At 75.9% G+C, this 22,810-nt stretch carries 19 protein-coding genes; 9 read left to right on the top strand and 10 right to left on the bottom strand.

What is annotated here, in order from left to right:
* Positions 1 to 19: 19 nt before the first annotated feature.
* The 3 genes from ACWD4P_RS03850 to ACWD4P_RS03840 are packed head-to-tail and all read left to right on the top strand — an operon-like array spanning position 20 to position 2,632.
* Positions 20 to 1,069 (top strand): GSCFA domain-containing protein, encoded by a 1,050-nt coding sequence (locus tag ACWD4P_RS03850; protein ID WP_449778457.1) that lies wholly within the window; start codon positions 20 to 22, stop codon positions 1,067 to 1,069.
* A complete protein-coding gene (locus ACWD4P_RS03845; RefSeq protein WP_359830241.1) occupies positions 1,032 to 1,727 on the top strand; it encodes a hypothetical protein in 696 nt (231 codons plus the stop codon). Before ACWD4P_RS03850 ends, ACWD4P_RS03845 begins: the two co-directional genes overlap by 38 nt.
* Positions 1,728 to 1,759: 32 nt before the next feature.
* Positions 1,760 to 2,632 carry a TauD/TfdA dioxygenase family protein gene (locus tag ACWD4P_RS03840; protein ID WP_359830243.1) on the top strand — a complete coding sequence of 291 codons (873 nt, stop codon included), beginning with the start codon at positions 1,760 to 1,762 and terminating at the stop codon, positions 2,630 to 2,632.
* A gap of 42 nt (positions 2,633 to 2,674) precedes the next feature.
* Here ACWD4P_RS03840 and ACWD4P_RS03835 read toward each other — a convergent pair whose 3' ends face one another.
* Together ACWD4P_RS03835 and ACWD4P_RS03830 are read right to left on the bottom strand one after the other, a co-directional pair.
* Positions 2,675 to 3,466, bottom strand: a complete 792-nt coding sequence (locus ACWD4P_RS03835) for a SpcZ (RefSeq protein WP_449778456.1) — start codon at positions 3,464 to 3,466, stop codon at positions 2,675 to 2,677.
* Between the two features lie 170 nt (positions 3,467 to 3,636).
* On the bottom strand, positions 3,637 to 4,629 hold the full coding sequence (locus ACWD4P_RS03830) for an Lrp/AsnC family transcriptional regulator (protein WP_449778455.1): 993 nt from the start codon (positions 4,627 to 4,629) through the stop codon (positions 3,637 to 3,639).
* A gap of 155 nt (positions 4,630 to 4,784) precedes the next feature.
* Between ACWD4P_RS03830 and ACWD4P_RS03825 the strand changes: the two genes are divergently transcribed.
* On the top strand, positions 4,785 to 6,452 hold the full coding sequence (locus ACWD4P_RS03825) for an MFS transporter (RefSeq protein ID WP_449778454.1): 1,668 nt from the start codon (positions 4,785 to 4,787) through the stop codon (positions 6,450 to 6,452).
* A gap of 101 nt (positions 6,453 to 6,553) precedes the next feature.
* Positions 6,554 to 6,892, top strand: coding sequence for a cyclic-phosphate processing receiver domain-containing protein (locus tag ACWD4P_RS03820; RefSeq protein WP_359830251.1), 339 nt, complete (start codon positions 6,554 to 6,556; stop codon positions 6,890 to 6,892).
* Between the two features lie 166 nt (positions 6,893 to 7,058).
* Here ACWD4P_RS03820 and ACWD4P_RS03815 read toward each other — a convergent pair whose 3' ends face one another.
* The 6 genes from ACWD4P_RS03815 to ACWD4P_RS03790 form a co-directional block, all read right to left on the bottom strand.
* Positions 7,059 to 9,695, bottom strand: coding sequence for an ABC transporter permease (locus ACWD4P_RS03815; protein ID WP_449778453.1), 2,637 nt, complete (start codon positions 9,693 to 9,695; stop codon positions 7,059 to 7,061).
* A gap of 489 nt (positions 9,696 to 10,184) precedes the next feature.
* The gene (locus ACWD4P_RS03810) at positions 10,185 to 11,027 is read right to left on the bottom strand and encodes an alpha/beta fold hydrolase (RefSeq protein WP_449778452.1); all 843 of its coding nucleotides are present in this window, start codon (positions 11,025 to 11,027) and stop codon (positions 10,185 to 10,187) included.
* A gap of 4 nt (positions 11,028 to 11,031) precedes the next feature.
* On the bottom strand, positions 11,032 to 11,673 hold the full coding sequence (locus ACWD4P_RS03805; RefSeq protein WP_359827455.1) for a dihydrofolate reductase family protein: 642 nt from the start codon (positions 11,671 to 11,673) through the stop codon (positions 11,032 to 11,034).
* A gap of 131 nt (positions 11,674 to 11,804) precedes the next feature.
* Complete coding sequence (locus ACWD4P_RS03800) at positions 11,805 to 13,031, bottom strand: glycosyltransferase (protein WP_449778451.1); 1,227 nt, start codon at positions 13,029 to 13,031, stop codon at positions 11,805 to 11,807.
* A gap of 32 nt (positions 13,032 to 13,063) precedes the next feature.
* A complete protein-coding gene (locus tag ACWD4P_RS03795; protein WP_449778450.1) occupies positions 13,064 to 15,085 on the bottom strand; it encodes a tetratricopeptide repeat protein in 2,022 nt (673 codons plus the stop codon).
* Between the two features lie 529 nt (positions 15,086 to 15,614).
* Positions 15,615 to 16,304 (bottom strand): Tat pathway signal sequence domain protein, encoded by a 690-nt coding sequence (locus ACWD4P_RS03790; protein ID WP_449778449.1) that lies wholly within the window; start codon positions 16,302 to 16,304, stop codon positions 15,615 to 15,617.
* 234 nt (positions 16,305 to 16,538) lie between these two features.
* On the opposite strand from ACWD4P_RS03790, the gene ACWD4P_RS03785 reads away from it, so the two are divergent.
* The 3 genes from ACWD4P_RS03785 to ACWD4P_RS03775 all read left to right on the top strand — a co-directional run bounded on the left by ACWD4P_RS03785 (position 16,539) and on the right by ACWD4P_RS03775 (position 19,234).
* Complete coding sequence (locus ACWD4P_RS03785; RefSeq protein ID WP_449778448.1) at positions 16,539 to 17,342, top strand: class I SAM-dependent methyltransferase; 804 nt, start codon at positions 16,539 to 16,541, stop codon at positions 17,340 to 17,342.
* A 316-nt stretch (positions 17,343 to 17,658) separates the two neighbouring features.
* Positions 17,659 to 18,354: an AAA family ATPase gene (locus ACWD4P_RS03780; RefSeq protein WP_449778447.1), complete on the top strand. Its 696-nt coding sequence runs from the start codon at positions 17,659 to 17,661 to the stop codon at positions 18,352 to 18,354.
* Positions 18,355 to 18,364: 10 nt separating this feature from the next.
* A complete protein-coding gene (locus tag ACWD4P_RS03775) occupies positions 18,365 to 19,234 on the top strand; it encodes an NAD-dependent protein deacetylase (RefSeq protein ID WP_359827446.1) in 870 nt (289 codons plus the stop codon).
* 62 nt (positions 19,235 to 19,296) lie between these two features.
* Here ACWD4P_RS03775 and ACWD4P_RS03770 read toward each other — a convergent pair whose 3' ends face one another.
* Together ACWD4P_RS03770 and ACWD4P_RS03765 are read right to left on the bottom strand one after the other, a co-directional pair.
* On the bottom strand, positions 19,297 to 19,953 hold the full coding sequence (locus ACWD4P_RS03770; RefSeq protein WP_449778446.1) for a hypothetical protein: 657 nt from the start codon (positions 19,951 to 19,953) through the stop codon (positions 19,297 to 19,299).
* Positions 19,954 to 20,271: 318 nt separating this feature from the next.
* A complete protein-coding gene (locus ACWD4P_RS03765; protein ID WP_359827443.1) occupies positions 20,272 to 21,156 on the bottom strand; it encodes a winged helix-turn-helix transcriptional regulator in 885 nt (294 codons plus the stop codon).
* Between the two features lie 129 nt (positions 21,157 to 21,285).
* On the opposite strand from ACWD4P_RS03765, the gene ACWD4P_RS03760 reads away from it, so the two are divergent.
* Positions 21,286 to 22,599 carry an MFS transporter gene (locus ACWD4P_RS03760; RefSeq protein WP_449778445.1) on the top strand — a complete coding sequence of 438 codons (1,314 nt, stop codon included), beginning with the start codon at positions 21,286 to 21,288 and terminating at the stop codon, positions 22,597 to 22,599.
* Positions 22,600 to 22,810: the final 211 nt, after the last annotated feature.

The following is a 22,810-nucleotide window of genomic DNA, read 5'->3' as shown; positions in this document are numbered from 1 at the left end:
CCATCGGAGACCACCCCTCGTGAACCCCTACCAGTCCCTACCGGCGCGCTCGTTCTGGCGCACCGCCGTGGCCGAGCCGGACCCGCTCGCCATCGACGACCTGTGGACGCCCGCGTTCGCGATCGGGCAGGACGACCCGATCCTCACCGCGGGCTCCTGCTTCGCCGCGCACATCGGCCGTGCCCTGCTGGAGCGGGGCATGAACTGGTACGACGCGGAGCCGGCCCCGCCGGGGCTGACCGAGGAGGAGCGCCGGGCGCGCCACTACGGGGTGTTCTCGTTCCGCACCGGGAACATCTACACCCCCGCCGTGCTGCGGCAGTGGCTCTCCTGGGCCTTCGGCCGTTCGACGCCGCCCGCCTGGGCGTGGCCGGAGGAGGGCCGGTACCACGACCCCTGCCGCCCGTCCGTGGAACCCGGCGGCCACGCCTCCGTGGAGGAGGTGCTGGCGGCCCGGGAGACGACCCTCGCCGCCATCCGGGAGGCCGTCACCGAGGCCGGCTGCCTGGTGTTCACCATGGGGCTGGCCGAGGCGTGGCTGGACCGCGCCGACGGCACCGTCCTCCCGTCCTGCCCCGGCACCGTGCGCGGCACCTTCGACCCGGACCGCCACGTCCTCCACCACTTCACCTTCGACGAGGTCCGCCGCGACCTGACGGACGCCGTGGCACTGGCCCGCGAGGCCAACCCGCGGCTGCGGGTCCTGCTGACCGTCTCGCCGCATCCGCTGACCGCGACCGCGACCGGCGGCCACGCGCTCACCGTCAACACCTACGCCAAGTCGCTGCTGCGGACGGTGGCCGGCCAGCTGACCCAGGACCTCGACGACGTCGACTACTTCCCGTCGTACGAGCTCATCACCGGACTCCCGTTCCGGAGCAGGTTCTACGCGTCGAACCTGCGCGAAGTGACGCCCGAGGGCGTCGAGTTCGTCATGCGGCACTTCATGGCCGGGCTGACGCGGACCGAGGCCGGTCCACGGCCGGTCCGCACCGGTGCGCCGGTGGCGGAGCCGAAGGAGGTGGACACCTGTGACGACGCCGTCCTCGACTACTACCGCCCCCGCTAGGTTCCTGCTGCTCGGCGACTCGCACGCGGGCCCGATCGGACGGGCCGCGAAGGCCGCCCGGATCCCCTTCCAGGGCGGTCCGATCGGCGCCGGGCGCGAGTTCACCGACGACTTCTTCGAACCGCGCGGGCACGACGTGGTGTTCCGCAAGGCCGAGGCCGACGCGTACTACCGGGGCTTCCTGGCCGAGCTGGACGTGGACGGGCTCGGCCGCCTCGCCGTCCCGCTGGTGTGCACCTTCGGCCTCAGCTCGCACTTCGTCGCCACCCGGGAGAACTGGCACCTCCACCGCCGCCGCGACGGCGGCTTCCCCCCGGGCTTCCTCGGCGGCCCGCTGTTCGACGCCGTCGTCCGCGCGAGCGTGCGCGACGCCCTGGCCTTCTACCGCCACGCCCTCGCCCTCGGCCTGCGGGTGCTGGCGGTGCTGCCGCCGCAGCGGGTGCCGGAGCAGTCCGACCCGGTGGTGTTCACGGCCGCGCAGGAGACGGTCCGCCGCGCGCTCGACGATCTCGGCGTCGAACTCGTCGACCTCCGCGCCCGCACCACCGGACCGGACGGCTTCCAGCGCCCCGAGTTCTGCGAGGCCGACGACGCCATCCACGGCAACCTGGCCTTCGGCCGGCTGGTCCTCGCGGACCTGCTGGCCCGCGGGCTGTGACGACACCGAGTCCCCCATCACAGGAGCACGTCATGGAGCAGTACGAACTGGACGCCGTCAGGGCCGTCACCACCAGGCCCGCCCCGGAGTACCGGACCATCACGGTCGACCCGGTCACCCCGGTGATCGGCGCCGAGGTCTCCGGCGTCGACCTCTCCCAGGAGCTGTCGGGTGAGCAACTGGCCGAGCTGAAGCGGGCGTTCCTCGACCACCACGTCCTCGTCCTCCGCGACCAGCACCTGACGGACGAGGACCACAAGCGCTTCGCCGGCCACTTCGGCGAACTGCGCCCCGTCAACCCGCCGCCGGTGGACGCCGATCCGTACGTCCTGGAGATCAGCACCGGCGCCGAGGCCGAGAACGTCGCCGGCAACGGCTGGCACGCCGACGGCACCGCCGACGCCGAACCCTCCCTCGGGTCGATGCTCTACATCACCAGGGTGCCGGAACCGGGCAGCGGCGGCGACACCATGTTCGCCAACATGCACCTGGCGTACGAGATGCTCTCCCCGACGATGCGCGGACTGCTCGACGGCCTCACCGCGGTGCACGACGGCCTCGTCGCCTTCCAGGGCTACACCCCGCCGCCGGGATACGTGATCCCCAAGAACGAGCACCCGCTGGTGGTGCGCCACCCCGAGACCGACCGCAGGATCCTCTACGTCAACAAGGCCTACACCGCGCGCATCCCCCAGCTGTCGGCAGACGAGAGCCGGGCCCTGCTCGACCTGCTCTGCGCGCTGCCCGCCCAGCGGCCGATGCTGACCTGCCGGATCCGCTGGACCCCGAACACGCTGGTGTTCTGGGACAACCGCTGCGTCCAGCACCATGCCACGTACGACTACTACCCGCACACCCGCTACGGCCGCCGGGTCGCCATCAACGGCGGGCCGCTCAAGGGCTGAGCCGGACCGGCCGGCACCCGAGCGGGTACCGGCCGGCCGGGCTCAGGCGGCGTCCGCGCGGGCCAGGCCGTCGGCGAGTCCTTCGGCCAGCCGAGCCCAGGCGGCGCGCTCGCCCCGATCGTCGTTCCGGTCGGCGTGGAACCGCACCACCGCGCGCACCCGGGCGGCCGGCCAGGTCGCGGCGTAGGCGGCCGGGTCCGCCGCCGCGTAGGCGGCCGCCATCGCGGCGGCGTTGGCCAGGGCGTTCGCGTCGGTGTGGGAGCGCACGTTGGCCGTGGTGTTGAGCTCCGCGTAGGTCTCGCCGAAGCGGGCGGCCTCGGCCTCGTCGTAGCCGTTCGCCAGCGCGTAGGCGCCGGCCGCCGCGGCCGCCGCCGCGTGGGCCTCGGCGCTGGGGTACGCGTGGCGGTAGAGCTCCCGCAGCCCCGGTTCGAGCGCCGCGCGCCACGTGCCCTCGTCGACCGGGCCGCCGTCCACGGCCTTCTCGTGCAGGGCCAGGACGGCCCGGTGCGGGGCGGTGGACCCGCCGAGCCGCGCACTCGCCTCGGCCAGCAGCGGGCCGACGGCGGAGCAGTACCAGTCGTGGACCACGCTGAACGGCACCCTGCCGTCCAGCCGCTCCACCTCCCGGTGCACCCGGCGCGCCCAGGCCCTCGCCGCATCGGCGTCCATGCCGTCGGACAGCGCCTCCGCGACCTGGGCCAGCCAGGGCGGCACGGCCGGTCCCCCGGCCGGCTCCTCAACCCGCCCTTCGGCCGCTACCGGCGCTCCGTCGGGGGCCCGGGTGGCGGCGCCGGGGGTCGAGTGGAAGGCCGGGAAGGTCTCGGATGAGGTCATCTGCTCCGCTCCTGGGTGGACTGTCCGCTTGCTTCGTGCCGAGCCGTGCCGTGCGGTGCCGCCGTGTCGTTCCGGGCCGTGTCGTTCCGGGCCGTACGGCCGCGGGGTACCGGCAGCCCATGCTGACGCGTCGGCGACGGCGTCGGCAAGACGGTCCGCGCCCGCTCGCGTCAGCCCAGCGTGGGGTGGACCAGCCGTCCGTGGTGGATGAGGGAGACGGACTGCTTGAGGCGGCGGGCGCGGACGCTGATCTCGTAGCCCCGGATGCCCTCGACGCCGGCCAGGGGGCCGCTGAGGTAGCGGTAGAAGGCGGGGGTGTCCCGGCAGATGACGACGGCCATGAGGTTGTGCCGGCCGCTGGTGGCGGCGACGAAGGCGCACTCGTCGTGCCGGCCGAGTTCCTCGCCGATCCGGTGGAGTGCGGGCAGGTCGACCTGGAGCCACAGGATGGCGTTGAGCTCGTAGCCGAGGCGTTCGGGCAGGATGTCGATGCCGAACAGGAGGGAACCGGCGGCCTCCAGCGCCTCCAGCCGGCGGGCGACCCGGGCCGCCGACCAGCCGGTGGCCTCCGCGAGGCGGGTGTGGGAGGCCCGGCCGTCCTCCGCCAGGGCCTCGAAGAGGGGGCGGTCCTCGTCGGTCGGGGCGAGCACCGGCCCGGCGGGCACGGGGCGCTCCGCCGTCAGCCGCCGCACCTGATCGTCGGTGAGGGACTGCCGGCCGCCGGCCCAGCCGCCCGGGCCCGGGGGACCGAACGGGTGGATGAGGAGGTCCACGCTCATGTCGAGGATCGAGGCGGCCTTCGGAAGCTGCCGCAGCAGGACGTCGTCGCGCCCGGTGCGGGCCGCCGAGCGGATGGTGCAGATGATCTCCGACCCGCCGGAGGCGATGCTGGCGTAGCCGACCTCGGGCCTGCGGGCGAGGGAGTCGGCGACGGGCCCCGCGGCGTCCGGGCGGCACCGCAGCCGCGCGATCCACTCCGCCCGCCCGTGGGCGGCCGGGTTGCTCAGCCCGACGACGCGCATGACCCCGTCGCGGCGCAGCGCGTTGTAGCGGCGGGCCACGGTCTGTTCGGACACTCCGACGATCTCGCCGAGGTGGCGGAACGAGGTGCGGGGGGCGCAGTGGAGCCCGTGGATGATTTTGCCGTCCAGGTCGTCATACACGGAAGAATCCTCGCACGGAGGCGCGCCCTGGTGGAGGTTGTTCCGCACCGGCTCGGATCGCTTGTGGATTTCTCGTCCTCCGAGGCGAAGCTGGTCCGCGCCCACACAGCATCCGGTGCCCGCGCGGCATCCCGCAGTCGAAGGAACCACCCCCCATGAACTCCGCAACGGTGCAGCGCCCCGGGGCCGGACGAGGCGTCACGCTCGTCATGGCCTGCCTGGGCGTCTTCGTCGCCTACCTTCCCGTGACGACCGTGTCGGTGAGCCTGCCGGCGATCCAGCGGACGCTGGGCGCCTCGACCTCCCAACTGTCCTGGGTGTCGGACGCGTTCGTGCTGCCGATGGCCGCGCTGATCCTCACCACCGGGGTGTGGGGCGACGTCCACGGCCGCAAGCGGGTGTTCCAGGTGGGCATGGCCTTCTGCGCACTGGGCGCGGCCGTCTCGCTGGGCTCGGACTCGGTGCAGTCGCTGTGGGTCGGGCAGGCGGCCTCCGGCCTGGGCGCGGCGGCGCTGCTGCCCACCACGCTGGCCCTGATCAGCCACGCGGTCCCCGACCACCGCGAGCGCGGCAGGTTCATCGGCCTGTGGGCGATGTCCATGCTGGCCTCGCTGGCCATGGGACCGCTGATCGCCGGGGTACTGCTGGAGCACGTCGGGGTGCGCTGGATCTTCCTCCTGCCCGTCCCGGTGTCCCTGGTCGTGCTGGTCGTCGCGGCCTTCCTGCTCCCCGACTCGCGGGCGCCGCACGGCCGGCGGCTCGACTGGCCCGGGCAGATCACCGCGGCCGTCGCCGTCACCGCCGTCGTCTACGGCGTGATCGAGGGCGGCGCCGACGGCTTCGGCACGCCCCACGTGGTGTCGGCCCTGGTGCTCGGCGCCGTCAGCGCCGTCGCGTTCGTCCTCGTGGAGCGCCGCAGCGGCAGCCCGATGCTCGACCCGGCCCTGTTCCGCAGCCCCGCCTTCGCCGCCACCTCCCTGGTCGCCATGGTCAGCTTCCTGGGGCTGATCGGCTTCTTCTTCGTCCTGAGCCTGTACTTCGGCCTGGTGCAGCACCTGACCACGCTGGAGGCCGGACTGCGGATGGTCCTGGTGTCCGGGACGTCCCTGGTCGCGGGCATCCCCGTCGGCCGGCTGATGCACCGGGTGTCCCCCCGGGTCATGATCACCACCGGCCTGGTGGTGATGGCCGGCTCGCTGCTGTCGCTGAGCGGCATCGACGCCGGCACCTCCTACGGGTCGCTCGCCTGGCGCCTGGTCCTGCTCGGCCTGGGCATCGGCGCCGTCCTCACCCCGATGACGGCCTCCGCCGTCTCCTCCGTCCCGCACCACCTGGCCGGCATGGCCGCCGCGGGCAACAACGCCTTCCGCCAGCTCGGCGGCGCCCTCGGCCCGGCCGTGCTCGGCGCCCTGCTGACCACCCGCGCCCTCGGCGCCCTGCCCGACCGCCTCGCCGACGCCGGAGTGCCCGCCGAGACCGGCGGCCACGTCCTCGAAGTCGCCCGGGAGCAGGGGCTCGGCGCCGTGGCCGGGCTCGACCTGGGGGCCGCCACCGGACCGGCCCTGAGCGCGCTCGGCGGCTCCTTCCTCGACGGCCTCCGGCTCTGCCTGATCGTGTCCGCCTCGCTCGCCCTGCTGGCCGCCCTCACCTGCGCCGTCCTGCTGCGCCCGGCCGCGCCCGCCGGCCGGCCCGCCGCCGGCCGTCCCGCCAGCGGTGCCCCGGTGGGGGCCACGGCCCCGATGGCGCGCACCGCCGCCTCTGCCACCGCCGTCCCCGCCGCCGCCGACGGTGCCTCCGCCCAGGGACTGCAGCGCACACCGTGACACCGGGCACCACCGCCCGCCCAGGACGCCGGCCGCGCCGAGCCGTACGGTCGATCGAAAAATCACCGAACGCGCGGCCGCGCTCCTGGGACGATGACCAGGTGACAGAGACCCCGACCGCGCCGACGCCCGTCGTCCTCGGCATCGACGACCTCCGGCCGCTGCCCCGGGCCACCCGGATCGCCCGCACCAGCCGCGAGGGCGTCGAGCTCCTGCGGGAACACCGCGACGGGTACATCGACGAGCTCTGGCTCGACCACGACCTCGGCGGCGACGACAGCATCATGCCGGTGGTGACCCTCCTGGAGGAGGCGGCCTTCCGCGGACGGCCCTTCCGGATCGGCACGGTCCACGTCCACAGCGCCAACCCCGCCGGCGCCGCCACCGTCGTCCGGTCGCTCACGCGCTGGAACTACCGGGTCCGGCGGGCCACGGCCTAGCGAAGCCGGCGCCGGGGCGGCGTGTCCGAACCCGTCCTCGGCAGCCACGGGCAGCTGAACGTCTTCGCCCGCCCCCACCGGGCCGGAGCATCCGCACCGGTGGAGGATCCCGTAGCCCCCGCCGGGGCGGCCGCCGCCCTGCCGCCGCCGCGGCCCCGACGGCGGCTCAGCCGTCCGCCGCGAGCGGTCGGGTGCGCAGCAGGACCCGGGCCGGCAGGGCCGTCGCGGCGAGGCAGAGCAGCACGGCGGCGCCGGCCAGCGAGAGGGCGGTGCCCGGCGGGACGTACGGGGCCGTTCCGGCCAGGCCGCGGGCGATCGGCACCAGGGTGATCCAGGCGATCGCGCTGCCCAGCAGCAGCCCGGCCGCGGCCACCAGCAGGGCCTCCCAGCGCATCATGCCGCGCACCTGACGGCGGGTGGCGCCCGCGAGGCGCAGCAGGGCGACTTCGCGGCGGCGGTCCAGGACGGTCATCACCAGGGTGTTGGCGGCGGTGATCGCCGCGAAGCCGCCGAGCACGCCCGCCATCACGGAGTTCGCCCAGTCACCGGCGGCACGCCTGCGGTCGGTCTGCGCGACGTATCCGGCGCGGTCGGCCACCGTGAGCCCGCCGGCGGTGGCAACCGTGCCGGTCGTGCCGGGCGCGGTGGTTCCGGTGCCGGAGGTGCCGACGGGGAGCGCCGCCAGCCGGGCGGCGACGTCGGCCCGGTCCGCGCCGGGGGCGTCCGCGACCAGGACCTGGCTGTCGAAGGCCACGGCGGCGTGCGCGGCGACGGCCGCCCGGGGCACGACCAACTGGCCGAAGCCGAGGCCGCGCTCGTACGTGGCGACGACCGTCAACTGCGCCTGGGTGCCGTCGCCGAGCCAGAAGGAAGCGCGGTCACCGGCCTTGAGGCCGAGCTTGCCGGCGAGCGCCGTGTCGAGGGCGACGGTGTCGGCACCCCGTGCGAGGTCGGCGAGCGAACCGGACCGCACCCCCAGGTCGAGGACCCTGGACAGCTTCGCCGGGTCACCGGAGACACCGAGCACGCCGGCGGAGCGGAGCTTGCCGTCGGAACGGTAGACGGCGCCGGTGCGCAGCACCCCCACCGCGGCGTCGACACCGGGCACCCGGGCGGCCTGCTCGGCGGTGGCGGCGGGCAGACCGGGGCCGGTGGAGCCGAGCACGTGGTCGGCGGTGATCCCGTCGCGCACCTGGGCGCCGGTGGCGTGCTGGACGCTGCTCTGGATGAACAGCATCGTGCCGCAGAACGCGGTCACCATCGCGATGGGCGTGAACGCGGAGGTCAGCCGGCGGGCGTTGGCGCGGGCGTTGTCGGCGGCCAGCGCACCGGCGGCGCCGCCCGCACCCGCCCGCAGCGGCAGCCCGAGCACCCCGGCGGCGACCCGGGCCACCCACGGGCCGAGCAGGGCGATCGCCGCCAGGAAGCACATGACCACCCCCAGCGCGGTGTTCGCGGCGTTCTCGCCGCTCATCCCGGCCGCCACCACGGCCAGCACCACGCCGCCGACGACGGCCACCAGGCCGAGCAGGGTGCGCACCACGCCCACGCGCCCCGGCGGCACCGACGCCTCGCCGAGCGCCTGGCCGGGCCGCAGGTTCGAGGGCCGACGCGCGGCGAGATGACCGGCGGCCAGCGCGGCGAGCAGACAGGTGGCGACGGCCACGAGCGCGGGAAGCGGGCCGACGTCCAGCTCGACGCCCGCGGGGACGGCGCCGCGCTCGGTCAGGCCGTCGAACCACCAGCGGGCCAGCGCCACACCCGGGACGAGGCCCAGCACCCCGGCGAGGGGAGCCACCAGCACCGCCTCCGTCGCGATGGTGCGCCGGATCTGGCGGGGCGTCGCGCCGACCGCGCGCAACAGGGCGAACTCCCGGGCCCGTTGGCCGACGGCCAGTGCGATCGTGGACACCACGACGAAGACCGCCGTCATGGTCGCGGTGCCGCCGAAGGAACCGCCGATCGCGATGAGCAGGGTACGGCCGTCCCCGAGGGACGGCTTCTCGACGGAACCCCGGGCTTCGCCGGTGACCACCCTGACCCCGGTGGGGGAGGCCGCGGGCCGGGACTCCCCGGCGTCCGCCCGGCCGGCGGTGTCGCGCAGCGCGTCGCGCAGTTGCCGGGCGAGGTCCTCGGCCCCGACGCCTTCGCGGGGCTGGACGGCGATGGCGTCGACGCGGCCGGGGTGGCCGGAGAGCCGGCCGGCCGCGTCGTCGGCGAACCAGGCTGTGGGGCCGGCGTTCTGCGGCGCGGCCAGGCCGGAGATCCGGTAGGTGCCACCGCCGCCGGGCGCGACCAGGTCCAGGCTCGCGCCCGGGACGAGGCGGGCGGCGCGCGCGGTGGCGGCGTCGAGGACGACCTCGCCTTCGCCGGGCGCACGGCCCTCGACCAGGGTGTCCGCGCCGCCCGCGATGCCGAGCGCCGCGTACCCGCGCCCCGTCAGCGCCGGGGTCGCCGGGCCCGGCTGGACCGGGAAGGCGGAGTCCGCGCGGGCCGCCGCCACCCCCGGCTGCGCGGCGATCCGCCGGGCCAGGGCGGCGTCCACCCGGGCCCGGTCGGAGACCGGCCGGTCGACGGTCTTCACCTTCTTGTTGACCCTGCGGACGATCTCGACGTCCGGCTCGGCCGCCACGACGACCGGCGCGTTCGCGTACCGCACCGGCGGCACGGTGGCGGTGATACCGGTCTGCAGCATGGTGCCGCAGGCCATGATGACCGCCGCGCCGAAGAGCAGGGCGATGAACGTCCCCGCGAAGGAGGCGGGCCGGAAGCGCACCGAGGCCCGCGCGAGTCCGTTGCTCACGCCGCCGCCCCCACCCGGCGCGTGGCGAACGGGGCGGCCACCGGACCGGGTCGCGCCGCCCGTAACCCGATCGCGGCCGGACCCGGGTCGACGGGCCCGTTCGGCCCGTACGCGGAACGGTCGTGGCGGCGTGCCATGGCGGTGCCTTCCCTCGCGGATCGTCGCTGGTCATCGACCCGACCCAGGCTAGGAACGGCGGCTGCGGCGGACCATGGAGGCTCCCGGCGGAGCAGCGGTGGGGTTATCCCCACCCCCGCCTCGGGCCGAACGCCGGCATGCGCCGTTTCGGCCCTCGGGTTCCCGCGCCGCGGGATTTCCGGAGTCCTTCCGTGCGGCCAACGCCCTCGCGGCCCAGGGGGGCAGCCGCACATCGGCCGAGGAGCGAGCGGACGGACCACCTGTGCCACCGAAGGGGCGGGCGCGCGGGCACCGTGTCTTGGCCCGAGCGGGCGGGCGGGGGTGGGGAGTGCCGCCCCCGCCCGGTGTGGGTCAGCCGAGGGCGAGCATCGCGTCGGTGACCTCGGCGAGTGCCGTGGTGGGGATCGTGGTGGCGGCGTGGTCGAGGACGAGCAGCCGCGCCCCGGGGATTTCGCGGGCGAGTGCCTCGGCGTTGCCGAGGGGGAAGAAGCGGTTGTGGCGGCCGTGGACGACGAGGGTGGGGACCTCGATGTCGGGCAGGCGTTCGCGCCAGCGGGGTGTGCAGTCGAGCGCGGCGAACACCGTGCCGAGCTGGTTGGCCGTCTGGACCGGGGGCGCGGTGCCGGGGGTGCGGTCCCAGACGCGTGCGGCGGTCGTGCGGGCGGTGGCGGGGTCGTCGCCGAGGATCTCCGCGCTGGTGGCGGCGAACTCGGCGACGGCCCCGCGGTCGGCCCAGTCGGGCGTGGGGCGGGCGAACAGGCGGCTCATGGTCGCCCGGTCGTGGTCGGGGAGGTCGTCGTCGGGCGGGCCCGGGGCGACCGGGCGGGTGCCGGCCAGGGTGAGGGCCGAGAAGGTGCCCGGGTGGTCGAGCGCGGCCACCTGGGCGACCATCCCGCTGACGCCGGTCCCGGCGAGGTGGGCGGGTGCCCCGCCGAGGGCGTCGGCGAGGGCCGCCGCGTCCTCGGCGAGGTCGCGCAGGGTGTAGGCGGGGGCCCGGGGGTCCGCCGTGGTGGACTCCCCGCTGTCGCGCAGGTCGTAGCGCACCGCGCGGCGCCCGCCGGCGGCGAGGCGTTCGCACAGCGCGTCGGGCCAGGAGAGCATCGTCGGCCCGCCGGCGAGCAGGACCAGGGGCGCGCCGCGGTCACCGAAGGACTCGATGCCCAGGGCGACCCCGTTGGCGTGGACGGTGGTCACCGGATCACCGGGATCCGCCGTGGCCGAGGCCGCGGTCGGGTGCGCTCATGTCGCCCGTCGCGGGGGTGCCGTCGGCGAGCCCGTAGCGGAGGTGGACGGTGCCCTGCGGGGCGGCCGCCGGCGGTTCGAGGAGCGTGAGGTTCGTGGGGACCGTGCCGCCGTCGAACACCTTCTTGCCGACGCCGAGCATGATCGGGTGCACCCACAGGTCGAGGCGGTCGAAGAGCTTCTCCCGCAGGAGGCTCTGCACCAGGTCCAGGCTTCCGACGACCTTCACGTCGCGGTGCCGGTCGCGGATCGCGCGCACCTCGGCGGCCAGGTCGGGGCCGAGCCGCGTGGATCCGGCCCACGGGAGGTCGGGCTCGCCGCGGGAGGCCACGTACTTCGGGACGCGGTTGAAGAGCTCGGCGATCTCGCCGTCCTTCTGGTGCGGCCAGTAGGCGGCGAAGATCTCGTACGTCCGGCGGCCGAGCAGGAGGGCGTCCGTGCCCTCGTACGCGGCGCTGATCTGCGCCCCGGTGACCTCGCTCATCAGGGGTGCCTGCCAGCCGCCGAACGGGAACCCCACCGGGTCCTCGTCGGGGCCGCCGGGCGCCTGCCCGACGAGGTCGAGGGTCGCGAACAGTTCGATGTGGATGAGGCCCATGGCTGTGCTCCCGGTGAGTGCGGTCGTTTCCGTCGAGGTGTAGACCGGCGGGGGCCGGAAGACTCATCGCCACGCCGGTACCCGGTTTCTCCGGAGCCGTCGGAGCCGTCGGGCCTCAGCGGGCGGTGGCCTCAGCGGGCGGGCGTGGCGTCGATCCGGGCGATGCGGGCGAGGACGGCGGCGGCGCCGTCCTCGCCCGTCATGAGCCCGGCCACGGCGGCCGCGCGGCGGCGGAGCGGTTCGGCCAGGGCGGCCGTGATCGCGTCGGCGAGGCGTTCGGCGGTGAGCTCCTCGAACGGCACGGGCGGCGGGGCGACGCCCAGCCGGTGCAGCCGTGCCGCCCAGAACGGCTGGTCGGCCATGACGGGCACCGTCACGGCGGGGACCCCGGCGCGCAGTGCGGCGCCGGTGGTGCCCGCCCCGGCGTGGTGGACGACGGCGCCCGTGCGGGGGAACAGCCAGTCGTGGGGGAGGTCGCCGATGGAGAGGACGTCGTCGCCCGTCGCCGCGGGCCCGGCCCAGCCGGCCTGGACGACCGCGCGCACACCGGCCCGCCGTACGGCCGCCGTCACCAGTTCGCCGAGCCGCGCGCCCTCGCCCGGGGCCATGCTGCCGAACCCGATGAACACCGGTGCCGGACCGGCCTGGAGGAAGTCGACGAGTTCGGCCGGGGGCTGCCAGCCCTGCGGCCGGGCGGGCCACCAGAAGCCCGCCACGTCGACCGGGGCCGGCCAGTCGGCCGGGCGCGGCAGGAGCAGGGGACTGTAGCCGTGGACGACGGGACGGATGCGGCCGAGCGGTTCCGGCGCCGCCGCGCCGGGCAGGCCGAGGCGCTCGCGCAGCCGGGCCACGGCGCCGGAGAACAGCCGCTCCGCGCCGCGGAGCCGCTCGCGGCCGGCGGCGAGGTTGCCCGCCGGCCCCAGGTCCCGGTCGGCGCCGGGGCCGGGCAGCGGGAACTCCGTGGTGGCGAAGGCGGGCGTGAGGTAGGTGCCGAGGACGGGAACGCCGTGGGCGTCACCGGCCGTCAGGGCCAGCGGGGACGGGGCGAAGGCGGTGAGCAGCAGGTCGGTTCCGCCCCCGCCGACGGCGTCCGCCACGCCGTCGGCGAGCCCGTCCACGTACGCGGTCATCAGCGCGCGGGTCTCCGCCGGGGACGTCGCGCGGGCCCTGGCGCGGATGAGCTCCTCCGGGTCCCCCGGCAGGGGGCGGTGTTCCAGTCCGCAGGACTCGACCAGCGGCGCGAAGGCCGGATGGGCGAGCACGGCGACCCGGTGCCCGGCGTCCTCCAGGCGGCGGCCCAGGCCGGTGAACGGGGCGACGTCGCCGCGGGAGCCGGTGGTGACGATCAGGATGCGCATGGGGCGATTCTCCACCGCGCGCCCGGCGCCCGTCAGGGGCCGGGCGGCGGGCCTTGCAGCGGCGGGCCTTGCGGCGGCGCGGACGCCGGGGCGCAGGCGGCCCGTTCGCGGAGCAGTTCGGCGCGCAGTTCCGGGTCGGGCCCGGGGTCGGTGGCGAGGGCGCGGGTGAAGTCCCGGACGGCGGCGGCCGGGTCGCCGAGTCGGCGGTGGGCGAGTCCCCGGTTGAAGAGGGCGACGGGGTCGGGGTCCAGTGCGATGGCGCGGTCCAGGTCGGCGACGGCACCGGGGACGTCGCCGCGTTCGAAGCGGATCGTCGCGCGGTTGGCCCAGGCGGTCGGCAGGGCGGGGGAGTGTTCGACGGCCCGGGTGAGCAGCGCCTCGGCCTCGGGGAGGCGGCCGCGTTCGGACGCGACCAGGCCGAGCACGCAGAGCAGGTGCGGTTGGCCGGGGGACAGCTCCAGGCCCGCGTGGGCGTCGCGTTCGGCGAGGTCGAGTTCGCCCTCGTCCAGGTACAGGCCGGCCCGGTTGACCAGGGCGTCGAGGTGGTCGGGGTCGATCCGCAGGGTCCGGTCGAGGTCGGCCAGTGCCGCCTCCGGCCGGCCCAGGTCGGTGTGGGTCTCGGCGCGGTTGTAGTACGCCTCGGGCAGGTGCGGGCCGAGGCGGATCGCGGTGCCGTAGTCGGCGATCGCGTCGTCCGGCCGGCCGGTGGCCCGGTGGAGGGCGGCCCGGTCGACGTAGTACTCGGCGTTCTGCGGGTCCTGGGCGATCACCGTGTCGAGGTCGGCGAGTGCGCGGGCCGGATCGCCCAGCGCGAGGTGCAGTTGGGCCCGGTTGTGGACCAACCGGGCGCGGTCCTGGGGGCGTTCGCCGGGGGCCAGGGTCTCGGCGAGCCGCGCGAGGCCGTCCTCGACCGTGCGCAGCGCCGCCGTGTGGTCGCCGGCCCGGCTGTCCAGCAGGGCGAGGCCCTGGCGGTGGAAGACGGTGGTGACGGTGCGTTCGCGGGGGTCGTCGATCTGCCCGGTGAGGGCGATGGCGCGGTCCAGCCAGGTGCGGGCGGCGGTGAGGTCCCGGGCGGGCTCGGGCAGGTGGCGGGCGTGGAGCATGGCGGTGGAGTAGGCCGCGGACAGGTGGATCCTCGGCTCGTCGGTGAGCTGCCGGGCCCGGTCGTAGAGCGCGAGCGCCTCGGCCGGGCGGTCCAGAGCGGTCAGCGCGGTGGCGAGCATGGTGGTGAGGGCCCACCAGTTCCGGGTGTCGCCCGCCGGGGTGACCAGCGGCAGGCCGCGTTCGGCGAGCCGGACGGCGTGCTCGTAGAAGCCGCTGCGCAGGGCCAGTGCGAGCGCGGTGCGCAGTGCGTCGACGCCGTCGGTGGCCGGGCGGGTGCCGCGTTCGCGGTGGTAGGGGATCGCGCCGAGTCGCCAGGACCACTCGCCGGTCGCGGCCAGGGCGTCGGCGCGCTCGTCGTGCCAGGCGGGGCCGTGGGCAGGGGCGGTGTCCTCGGGGGCCGGCCGGGACGGGGTGACGGGGAGCGGCCGGGCGTACTCGGCGACGGTCGCGGCGAGCGCGTCGGGCAGCGAGGCGCCGCCGACGTACAGCCTCAGCCGGGACGGGTCGACGCGCCGCAGCAGGGTGTCGACGAGTTCGACGGTGGTGGCGTCCGCCTCGTCCACCCGGTCGAGCACGACGGCGGTCGGTGTCCGTCGGCCCGCCGACCAGGCGGCGACGAACTCGCCTATCCCGTAGGCGAGGTGGCGGGTGCGTCGGGCCGGGTGGAACCTGATCTGGACGTCGGCGACGTCCAGGGCCGCGACGGCCTCGGCGGCCCACGGCATCGAGGGCTCCAAGTCCCTTACCGCGCTGAGGAGTTCGACCTGGTGGCGGTCCACCAGCGGGGAGCGGCCCTGGTCGAGGACGAGGTGGCGGACGAACTCGCCGACCCCGCCGTAGGGCCCGCGCCGCCAGACCCGGCAGTCGAAGGAGCCCAGGAGCCCTTCGGCTCCGGCGGCCGCCGCGTTCCGGTCCCGGGGCAGTGCCGCCTCCAGCCAGACGTGTCGCATGCTCGACCCATCCCCTCCTCGTGTCGACGGGCCCGCCGCGGGCCGTCGTTCCGGGACCGCGGCCGCCCGGTGGCGCACCGGGGCCCCGGCTGTGCGGTGGCGTGCCGGAGCACACGGGATGCCCCGGCGCGCCACCGGTGTCAGTGGTGCGCCGGGGTTACCAGCACCACTCGATCCAGAGCCGGCGGGAGTTGCCGGTCAGCGCGACGGTGCCGGACTTACGGGTCGTCATCTTCCGCATGTCTGTCTCCTTCGGTGGGTGGTGGGGGGCGGTCGGCCGGGGCCCGCGGCGACCACCGCCCATGGTGGTGATAATTCGTATGAGCTGTCAAGGAATTGGAGGCTCCGCTACCGGTTGGCACCGAGTGCCGACCGGGTCGGGCGGAGACCGGGCGCGTTCCGGCGGCGGCGCGCGCGTGGACGGAAACGTGGACGGAAATGTGGGCGGCGCGTGGACGGAAGCGTGGACGGAAGCGTGGACGGGCGCGGCGAGGTCGCCGCGCCCGTCCCGCCGGCCGTACGGGGGAGGTCAGTTGACGAAGACCGCCGGGCCGCCCGGCCGGCTGGTGTCGGCGACCGGGCCGTACGTCGCGGAGAAGTAGCCGTCGGCCGGGCAGAGCGTCGAGCCGCCGCTCTTGGCGAAGTGCTCGGTGCGGAAGGCCAGGCTGTGCGCGGTGTTGTCGGCGTTTCCGGTGAACGCGCCGCTCAGCTGGTAGGAGCAGGTGATGGTGCCGAACCAGGTGTCCAGTACGGCGGTGGCCTGGATCGTCCCCGCGGACCCGCCGCTGAGGGTGACCGGCAGGCCGGCCGCGTCGGAGACGGTGACGCCGTAGGGCAGGTTGCCGACCGTCAGGCTGCGCACCGAGGTGACCCCGGTGACGTTGGCGGTACAGGAGCCGAAGGTCAGCCCGGTCAGCGACGCGGTCGCGCTGCCCGGCGCCGCCGGGTTGTCCAGCACCGAGGCCGAGAGCTGGGAGGTGGCGCAGGTGACCCCGGTGGTGCTGGTCGCGGTCGAGTAGAAGGTGGCCTTGCTGCCCGCGGCGAGCGGCGCGGCGAGGGCGTCGCCGACGGCGACGGCGGTGCCGCCCGCGCTGCCGGCGGTAAGCACCGGGCCGGCGGCCAGGGGCCCGGGCGAAGCGGCGGCGGGTACGGCGGCCGACGTGAGCGCGGCGGCCGCGCAGACGGCGGCGGTGGCGACGAGGTGGCGGCTGAAGCGCATGGGAAAACCTCTTCCTCGGTGAGGGGCGAGAAGACGTCCTCTCGCGGCTCCCGAGCGGTGGGGACCGGGGAGCGCGCGGCGTTTCCGGGCTCATACGTTCCAACCGTGACCGCATGCCGTCAAGGCGGTGCGCCGAACTTGCTGACTTTTCGTCAACAAGGGCGGGGCGGCTCCGGCCCGGGCCCTCCCCGGGCCCGCACGCCCGGATGTCCGGGCGGCTGCGAGAATTCCGGCATGGCTGAGCACGGCAAGGACCACGGGTACCTCCTGGACAACCGGCAGACGGAGGCGGGCATCCGGTTCGGCGCCCTCGCCGAACTGTTCGACCCGGTGACCTTCCGGCACGTCGACGCCCTCGGGATCGGCCCCGGCATGCGCTGCTGGGAGGTCGGCGCGGGCGGCCCCTCGGTGGCGCTCGGGCTCGCCGAGCGCGTCGGCCCGACCGGCAGGGTCGTCGCCACCGACATCGACGTCTCCTGGACCGCCCCCGCCGCCGGCGGCGTGATCGAGGTGCTGCGCCACGACGTGGCCACCGACCCGCCGCCGCCCGGCGGCTTCGACCTGGTGCACGCCCGGCTGGTCCTGGTGCACGTCGCCGACCGCGCCGAGGCCCTGCGCCGGATGGTGCGGGCCCTGCGCCCGGGCGGCCGACTGCTCCTGGAGGACGCCGACCCGGCCCTGCAGCCGCTGCTCTGCCCCGACGAGTCCGGCCCCGAGGAACGCCTCGCCAACCGGCTGCGGTCCGGCTTCCGCACCCTGATGGCGGGGCGCGGCGCCGACCTCGCGTACGGACGCACGCTGCCCCGGGCGCTGCGCGAGGCGGGGCTGGTCGACGTCCGGGCCGACGCGTACTTCCCGATCACCTCGCCGGCCTGCACGGTCCTGGAGGACGCGACGGTCCGGCAGATCCGCGGGCTGCTGGTGCGGGAGGGCCTCGCGACGGACGAGGAGATCGACCGCCACCTGGCCAATGTCGCCACCGGTCGGCTGGACCTCGCCACCGCCCCGATGATCTCCGCGTGGGCACGCCGCCCGTGACCTCCCGGAACGGCCCCGGCGGAGGCGCCGCCGGGGCCGGCACGGTGCCCGCCGGGATCCGTCCGCGGGCGGTGGCGGGGCCGCCGAAGGGGGCGGTGCGGAACGCGCCGGCGGCGGGACGGGCCGAGGGCTTCGACACCTGCTCCTGTACCGGCGGTTCGGCGTCGTTCACCTCCGCGTCGGCCGGGTTTCCCGGGAGGAAGGTCAACTGGTAGGGCGGCTCCGACGGGTTCCGGCGGCGCGGTCCCGCCGTCCGTCGTCCGCCACCCGCAGGGGAGGTGGCGGGCGGCGGCCGCTCGGAGCAGACTCACCCGACATGACGCGACTCCCCGCCCTGGACCGGCACCCGACCCCGACCGGACTCCCGACCGCGACCGGACTCCCGGCCCCGACCGGACTCCCGACCCCGAACCGGCGCCCGCGACTGCTCGTCGTGAGCGGGCCGCCCGGCGCCGGCAAGACCACCCTGGCGCACGCCCTGGCCGGTGCGCTCGGCCGGCCGCTGGTCTGCCGGGACGAGATCAAGGAGCGGATGGCCGCCGCCGGTGAGGCGCCGGTCGAGGAGCTGGACCGGCGGACGCTGACGGAGTTCTTCCGCACCGTCGAGGGCCACCTGCGCGCGGGAACGGACCTGGTGGCCGAGGCGGCCTTCCAGGACCGGCTGTGGCGGCCCGGTCTGGAGCCGCTCGCCGACCTCGCCGACCTGCGCATCGTGCGCTGTGCCGTCGACCCCGGGACCGCCCGCGCGCGGATCGCCCGCCGGGCCGCCGAGACGCCCTCGCGTGCCGTCCATGCGGACGGCGAGCTGCTGCTCCGCATCGCACGGGGCGAGCGGCCGATCGAGTCCTGGGTGCCGATCGCGCTGGACGCCCCCTGCCTGGCCGTGGACACCACGAGGGGCTGGGCCCCGTCCCTGGAGCGGATCACGGCCTTCGCCGGCGGTGTGGCCGATGACATCGGAGCCGGCGGGGAGCCGTCCGGCCGGACCGGGAACCACCGGCCGGAGGTCTAACCTCGACGGCATGGACGCGTTCGAACACCCGGACGGGCAGGCCGGCCCGCCGGGAGAGGGGCTGGAGGCCCTGGTCCGGCTGCTGGACCGGCGCGGTGCGGTGGTGCTGAGCGGGGCGGGGCTGTCCACCGAGTCCGGCATCCCCGACTACCGCGGCGCCACCGGCCGGCGCCGCAGCGGCACCCCGATGACGTACCAGGAGTTCACCGGCAGCGCGGACGCGCGGCGCCGCTACTGGGCGCGCAGCCACACCGGCTGGCCCGCGATCGCCGGTGCCCGGCCGAACGCCGGGCACCACGCGGTGGAACGGCTGCGCCGGGCGGGGCGCGTCACGGCGGTGATCACCCAGAACGTGGACGGCCTCCACCACGCGGCCGGCACCCGGGAGGCGGTCGAGCTGCACGGCGGCCTGCGCCGGGTGGTCTGCCTCGGCTGCCGTCGCACCAGCGGCCGGGCCGAGCTGGACCTGCGGCTGGACGAGCTCAACCGGGGCTTCCGGCGGGCCGGGGCGGCGGAGCTGCGCCCCGACGGCGACGCGCGGCTGCCGCAGCCCGCGGTGGACGCCTTCCGGGTCGCCGCCTGTGCGGACTGCGGCGGGGTGCTCAAGCCCGACGTGGTCTTCTTCGGGGAGAACGTCCCGCCGCCCCGGGTCGAGCACTGCTACGAACTGGTGGACGCGGCGAGCTCGTTGGTCGTCCTGGGCTCCTCGCTGGCGGTCCTGTCCGGGCTGCGGTTCGTGCGCCGGGCGGCCCGGTCGGGGCTGCCGGTCGCGATCGTCAACCAGGGGCCGACGCGTGGGGACGAGCTGGCCGAGCTCCGGCTCGACCTGCCGCTGGGGCGGACCATGGCGGAGGTCGCCCGGTTGCTCGACGGCGGGTGAGCGTCCGGGCCACCGAGCCCGGCCGAGCCCAACCGAGCCCGGCCCGGCCCGCTCCGGTCCGCTCAGCCGGCCGGCAGGGCGGGCCGGCCCGGCACCCACAGGGGCACCCGGCCGCCGCGCGGCATGCAGCGCGCCGCGTCCTGCTCCAGACTGCCGGCCACCCGCCTGGGGTCGCCCTCGCACAGTTCCACCAGCGCGGCCGCCGCGATCCGGGTGCAGCAGAGCACCAGTGCCAGGGTGTCCTGGCGGTGGTGCCGCTCCCGTACGTACGCCTCGGCGCGCTCCTCGATCCGGTGGGCGTGGCCCGCCCCGTCCTCGGTGGTGATCGCCTGGACGCCGTGCCACACCAGGGTCAGCGCGCAGGGCTCGGCCGGGTGGGACGCGCCCTCCCGCTGCGCCTGCTCGCGGGCCTCCGCCGAGCGCCGTCCGAGCCACTCCAGTGCCGCCGGCCCGTCCTCCCGGCAGGTGCGCAGCACCAGCTCGGCGGCCCGGGTGACCACGGCCCGCAGTGCCGCCGGCGCGGGCACCCGCAGCCCGGACCCGGGCCCGTCGCCGAAGGCCAGCCAGGCGTCGGCGAACGAGGCGGCCCGCAGTCCGCCCATCCAGGCCGGCATCCCGGCCTCCGTGCTCATCCAGTCCTGCGCCCCCAGCCGGACCAGTCCCACGGCCGCCAGGCTCGCCGCGTCCCCGTCCAGCTCCCGCAGCCATTCGCTCCGCACCAGTACACACCCCCGTCAGCGGTTCATCCCCGTGAGGCCTCATCCCACCACACCAGGACGGGAACGAACTAGACAGGGTCACGTCACAATCTGGAACCGGGCCCTCCGGACCGAACCGCGGCGGGGGCGGTTCGGGGACGACGCGATCCGGCCAGGTGTGCGAGCGGTCGTGCCGCCCGGCCCGGTCGCCGTGGGGCGGCCGTGGCGCGTTTGGTTCCCGGGGTGTGGGCGTCGGGTGAGTTGGGCAGGGACGCGTCAGGACCCGGGCGGCTGTGCGGACGCCCGGTGCGTCGGGGCGGGGTCGATGTCGGCCTGCCGTCAGTGTGCGAGGAGCCCGTCGATCAGGGCGAGCGCGTCCTCCACCGATCCCGCCGGATCGATCACCGGATACAGGACGCCGCGGACGGTGCGGGTGGCGTCCAGCACGAGGGTGAGCCGCTTGAGCCGGTCGACGCCCGCCGCGCGGAACGTGGGCAGGCGCAGCGCCGCGGCGAGCCGGAGATCGGCGTCGGAGAGCAACGGGAAGGGGATGCGGGCGTGCTCCGCGAACGCGGCCAGCTGGTCCGGGCGTTGGGTGCTGATGCCGTGGACCCGGGCGCCCCGGTCGGTGAACTCGGCCATCCGGTCGCGGTAGGTGCCGGACTCCAGGGTGCAGCCGGCCGCGCCGGGGATCTCCCCCCACCCGGGCGGGTAGTCCAGGCCGCCGGGGGCGTAGGCGCCGGGGTAGCAGTAGAGCACCGTCCAGGCGGAGCCGGGCACCACGGGATCGACCGACCCGCCGGTGGCGTCGGCGAGTTCCAGCTCGGGCAGCCGGTGGCCGGTCAGGGCGTGCACCCGGCGGGTCTCGGCGGAGTCGGCGGTGCTGGTCCCGGTGAGCGAGCCGTCGCCCAGGACGTACCGGCCGCCCCAGTCCTGGAGGGCGACCAGGAGCGGCAGCAGGCCCCGCCCGGCCGGGGTCAGGTGGTACTCGTAGCGCGGCGGGTGGGGGTGGTAGAGCCGCTTCTCCAGCACCCCGTCGGCGACGAGCGCCTTGAGGCGTTCGGTGAGGACGCGCCGGCTGATGCCCAGTCCGGCGCACAGCGCGTCGAACTGGTGGGTGCCGCCGGCGACGTCCCTGATCAGGAGCAGGGTCCAGGTGTCGCCGACCACGGCCAGGGCCTGGGAGATCGCGCAGTCGGGGTCCGCCGCTTCGGTGTGCCGCATGAGTGCTGATTATAGTGAGTTCCAAAATGAAACTCACTCGCCGTGGAGGGCGGCCGCGGCGGAGCGCCGTGACCGTCCGGACGGGCGGGTGGGCCGGTTGCGACAGAAGGGGTGGGCCCGAAGGTGGATGTGACGACGCGAACGGCGGGCGTGACGGACCACGGAACGGACCGCGGAACGGAGCGGGGAGCCGGGCAGGGGGCGGATCACGGGGGAGGGCGCGAGGCCCGGCCCGGGGCATCGGCCGGGGTCTTCTGGCGCTACTGGACCGGATCGCTGGTCAGCCGGCTCGGGGACCAGGTGACCGTCGTGGCCCTGCCGTTGATCGCCGTGCTCACCCTGCACGCGACCGCCTGGCAGGTCGGCATGATCACCGGCGCCGGGTACCTGGCCTGGCTGCTGGTCGGACTGCCGGCCGGAGTCCTGGTCCACCGGCTCCCGCTGCGCGGCACCCAGGTGGTGATGGACCTGCTGCGGGGCCTGGCGGTGGCCTCGGTGCCGGTGGCGGCCGCCCTGGGGGTGCTCGGCCTGCCGCACCTGGTGGCGGTCGCCCTGCTCGTCGGCCTGGCGAGCGTGGTCTTCGACGTCGGCAACTCCACCTTCCTGCCCTCGATCGTCGCGAAGGAGGAGCTGACCGCCCGCAACAGCCTGCTGTCCGGCAGCAGCGCCGCCACCGAGCTGGCCGGCCCCTCGCTCGGCGGGGTGCTGGTCCAACTCGTCGGCGGCGCGGCCGCGATGGTCCTGGACGCGGTCAGCTACCTGGTCTCGGCGGCGCTGCTGCGCAGCCTGCCGCGCGCCGAGCGGCCCACCGGGCGGCCGGCCGACGCGGGGATGCGGGAGCAGATCCGCGAGGGCTGGCACTTCGTCACCCGGCACCCGGTGATCGGGCCGTGCGCCGCCGACGCCACCGCGGTCAACTTCGTCGCCGGCGGGCTGATGACGCTCACCCCGGTCTTCCTGGTCGACACCCTCGACGCGCCCGCCGCCGCCGTCGGCGCCCTGATGGCCACCGGCGGCCTGGGCAGCCTGGTCGGCGCCGCCCTCACGCCCCGGGTGGTCTCCCGGATCGGCAGCGGCGGCGCCCTGCGGTGGGGTGCCCTGATCGCGGCGCTCTTCACCTTCCTGCTCCCGTTGGCCGGTTCCGGCTGGGCGGTGCTGGTCTTCGCGGTCGGCAACGCGGGCTTCTCGGCGGGCGTCGTGGTCACCAGCATCGTCACCCGCACCCACCGGCAGACCCACACCCCGCCGGAGCTGCTGCCCAGAGTGATGGCCACCGTCCGGTTCGTCTCCTGGGGCGCCATCCCGATCGGCGCGCTCCTGGCCGGCGCCGCCTCCACGGCCTGGGGGCCGCGTACGGCCCTGCTCCTGCTGGCGGTGTGCAGCCTGGCCAGTCCGGCGATCCTCCTGGTCGGATCGATCCGCCGCCTGCGCGACCTGGCCTGACCCGGCGGCAGGCGGCGGCGGACGGCGTCGGGTGACGGCGGGCGGCGCGCGAATCCGGCTGCGCGCCGGCGGAGCGGCGGCCAGGGCGCGTCTTGTGGATCTTGTCGGATCAGGGCGCGGCGTTGGGGTGCGTGCATCGCAAGGCGGAGGAGGGAGCCACTGCGGAGCATTGGCGACCGACGACAACGCGGCGAGGTGCGTGCCCCGGCGT

Source organism: Kitasatospora sp. NPDC002543 (genome assembly GCF_053594915.1).
Note: the sequence above shows the minus strand (reverse complement) of the source record. Positions and strands in the feature narration are given on the sequence as shown.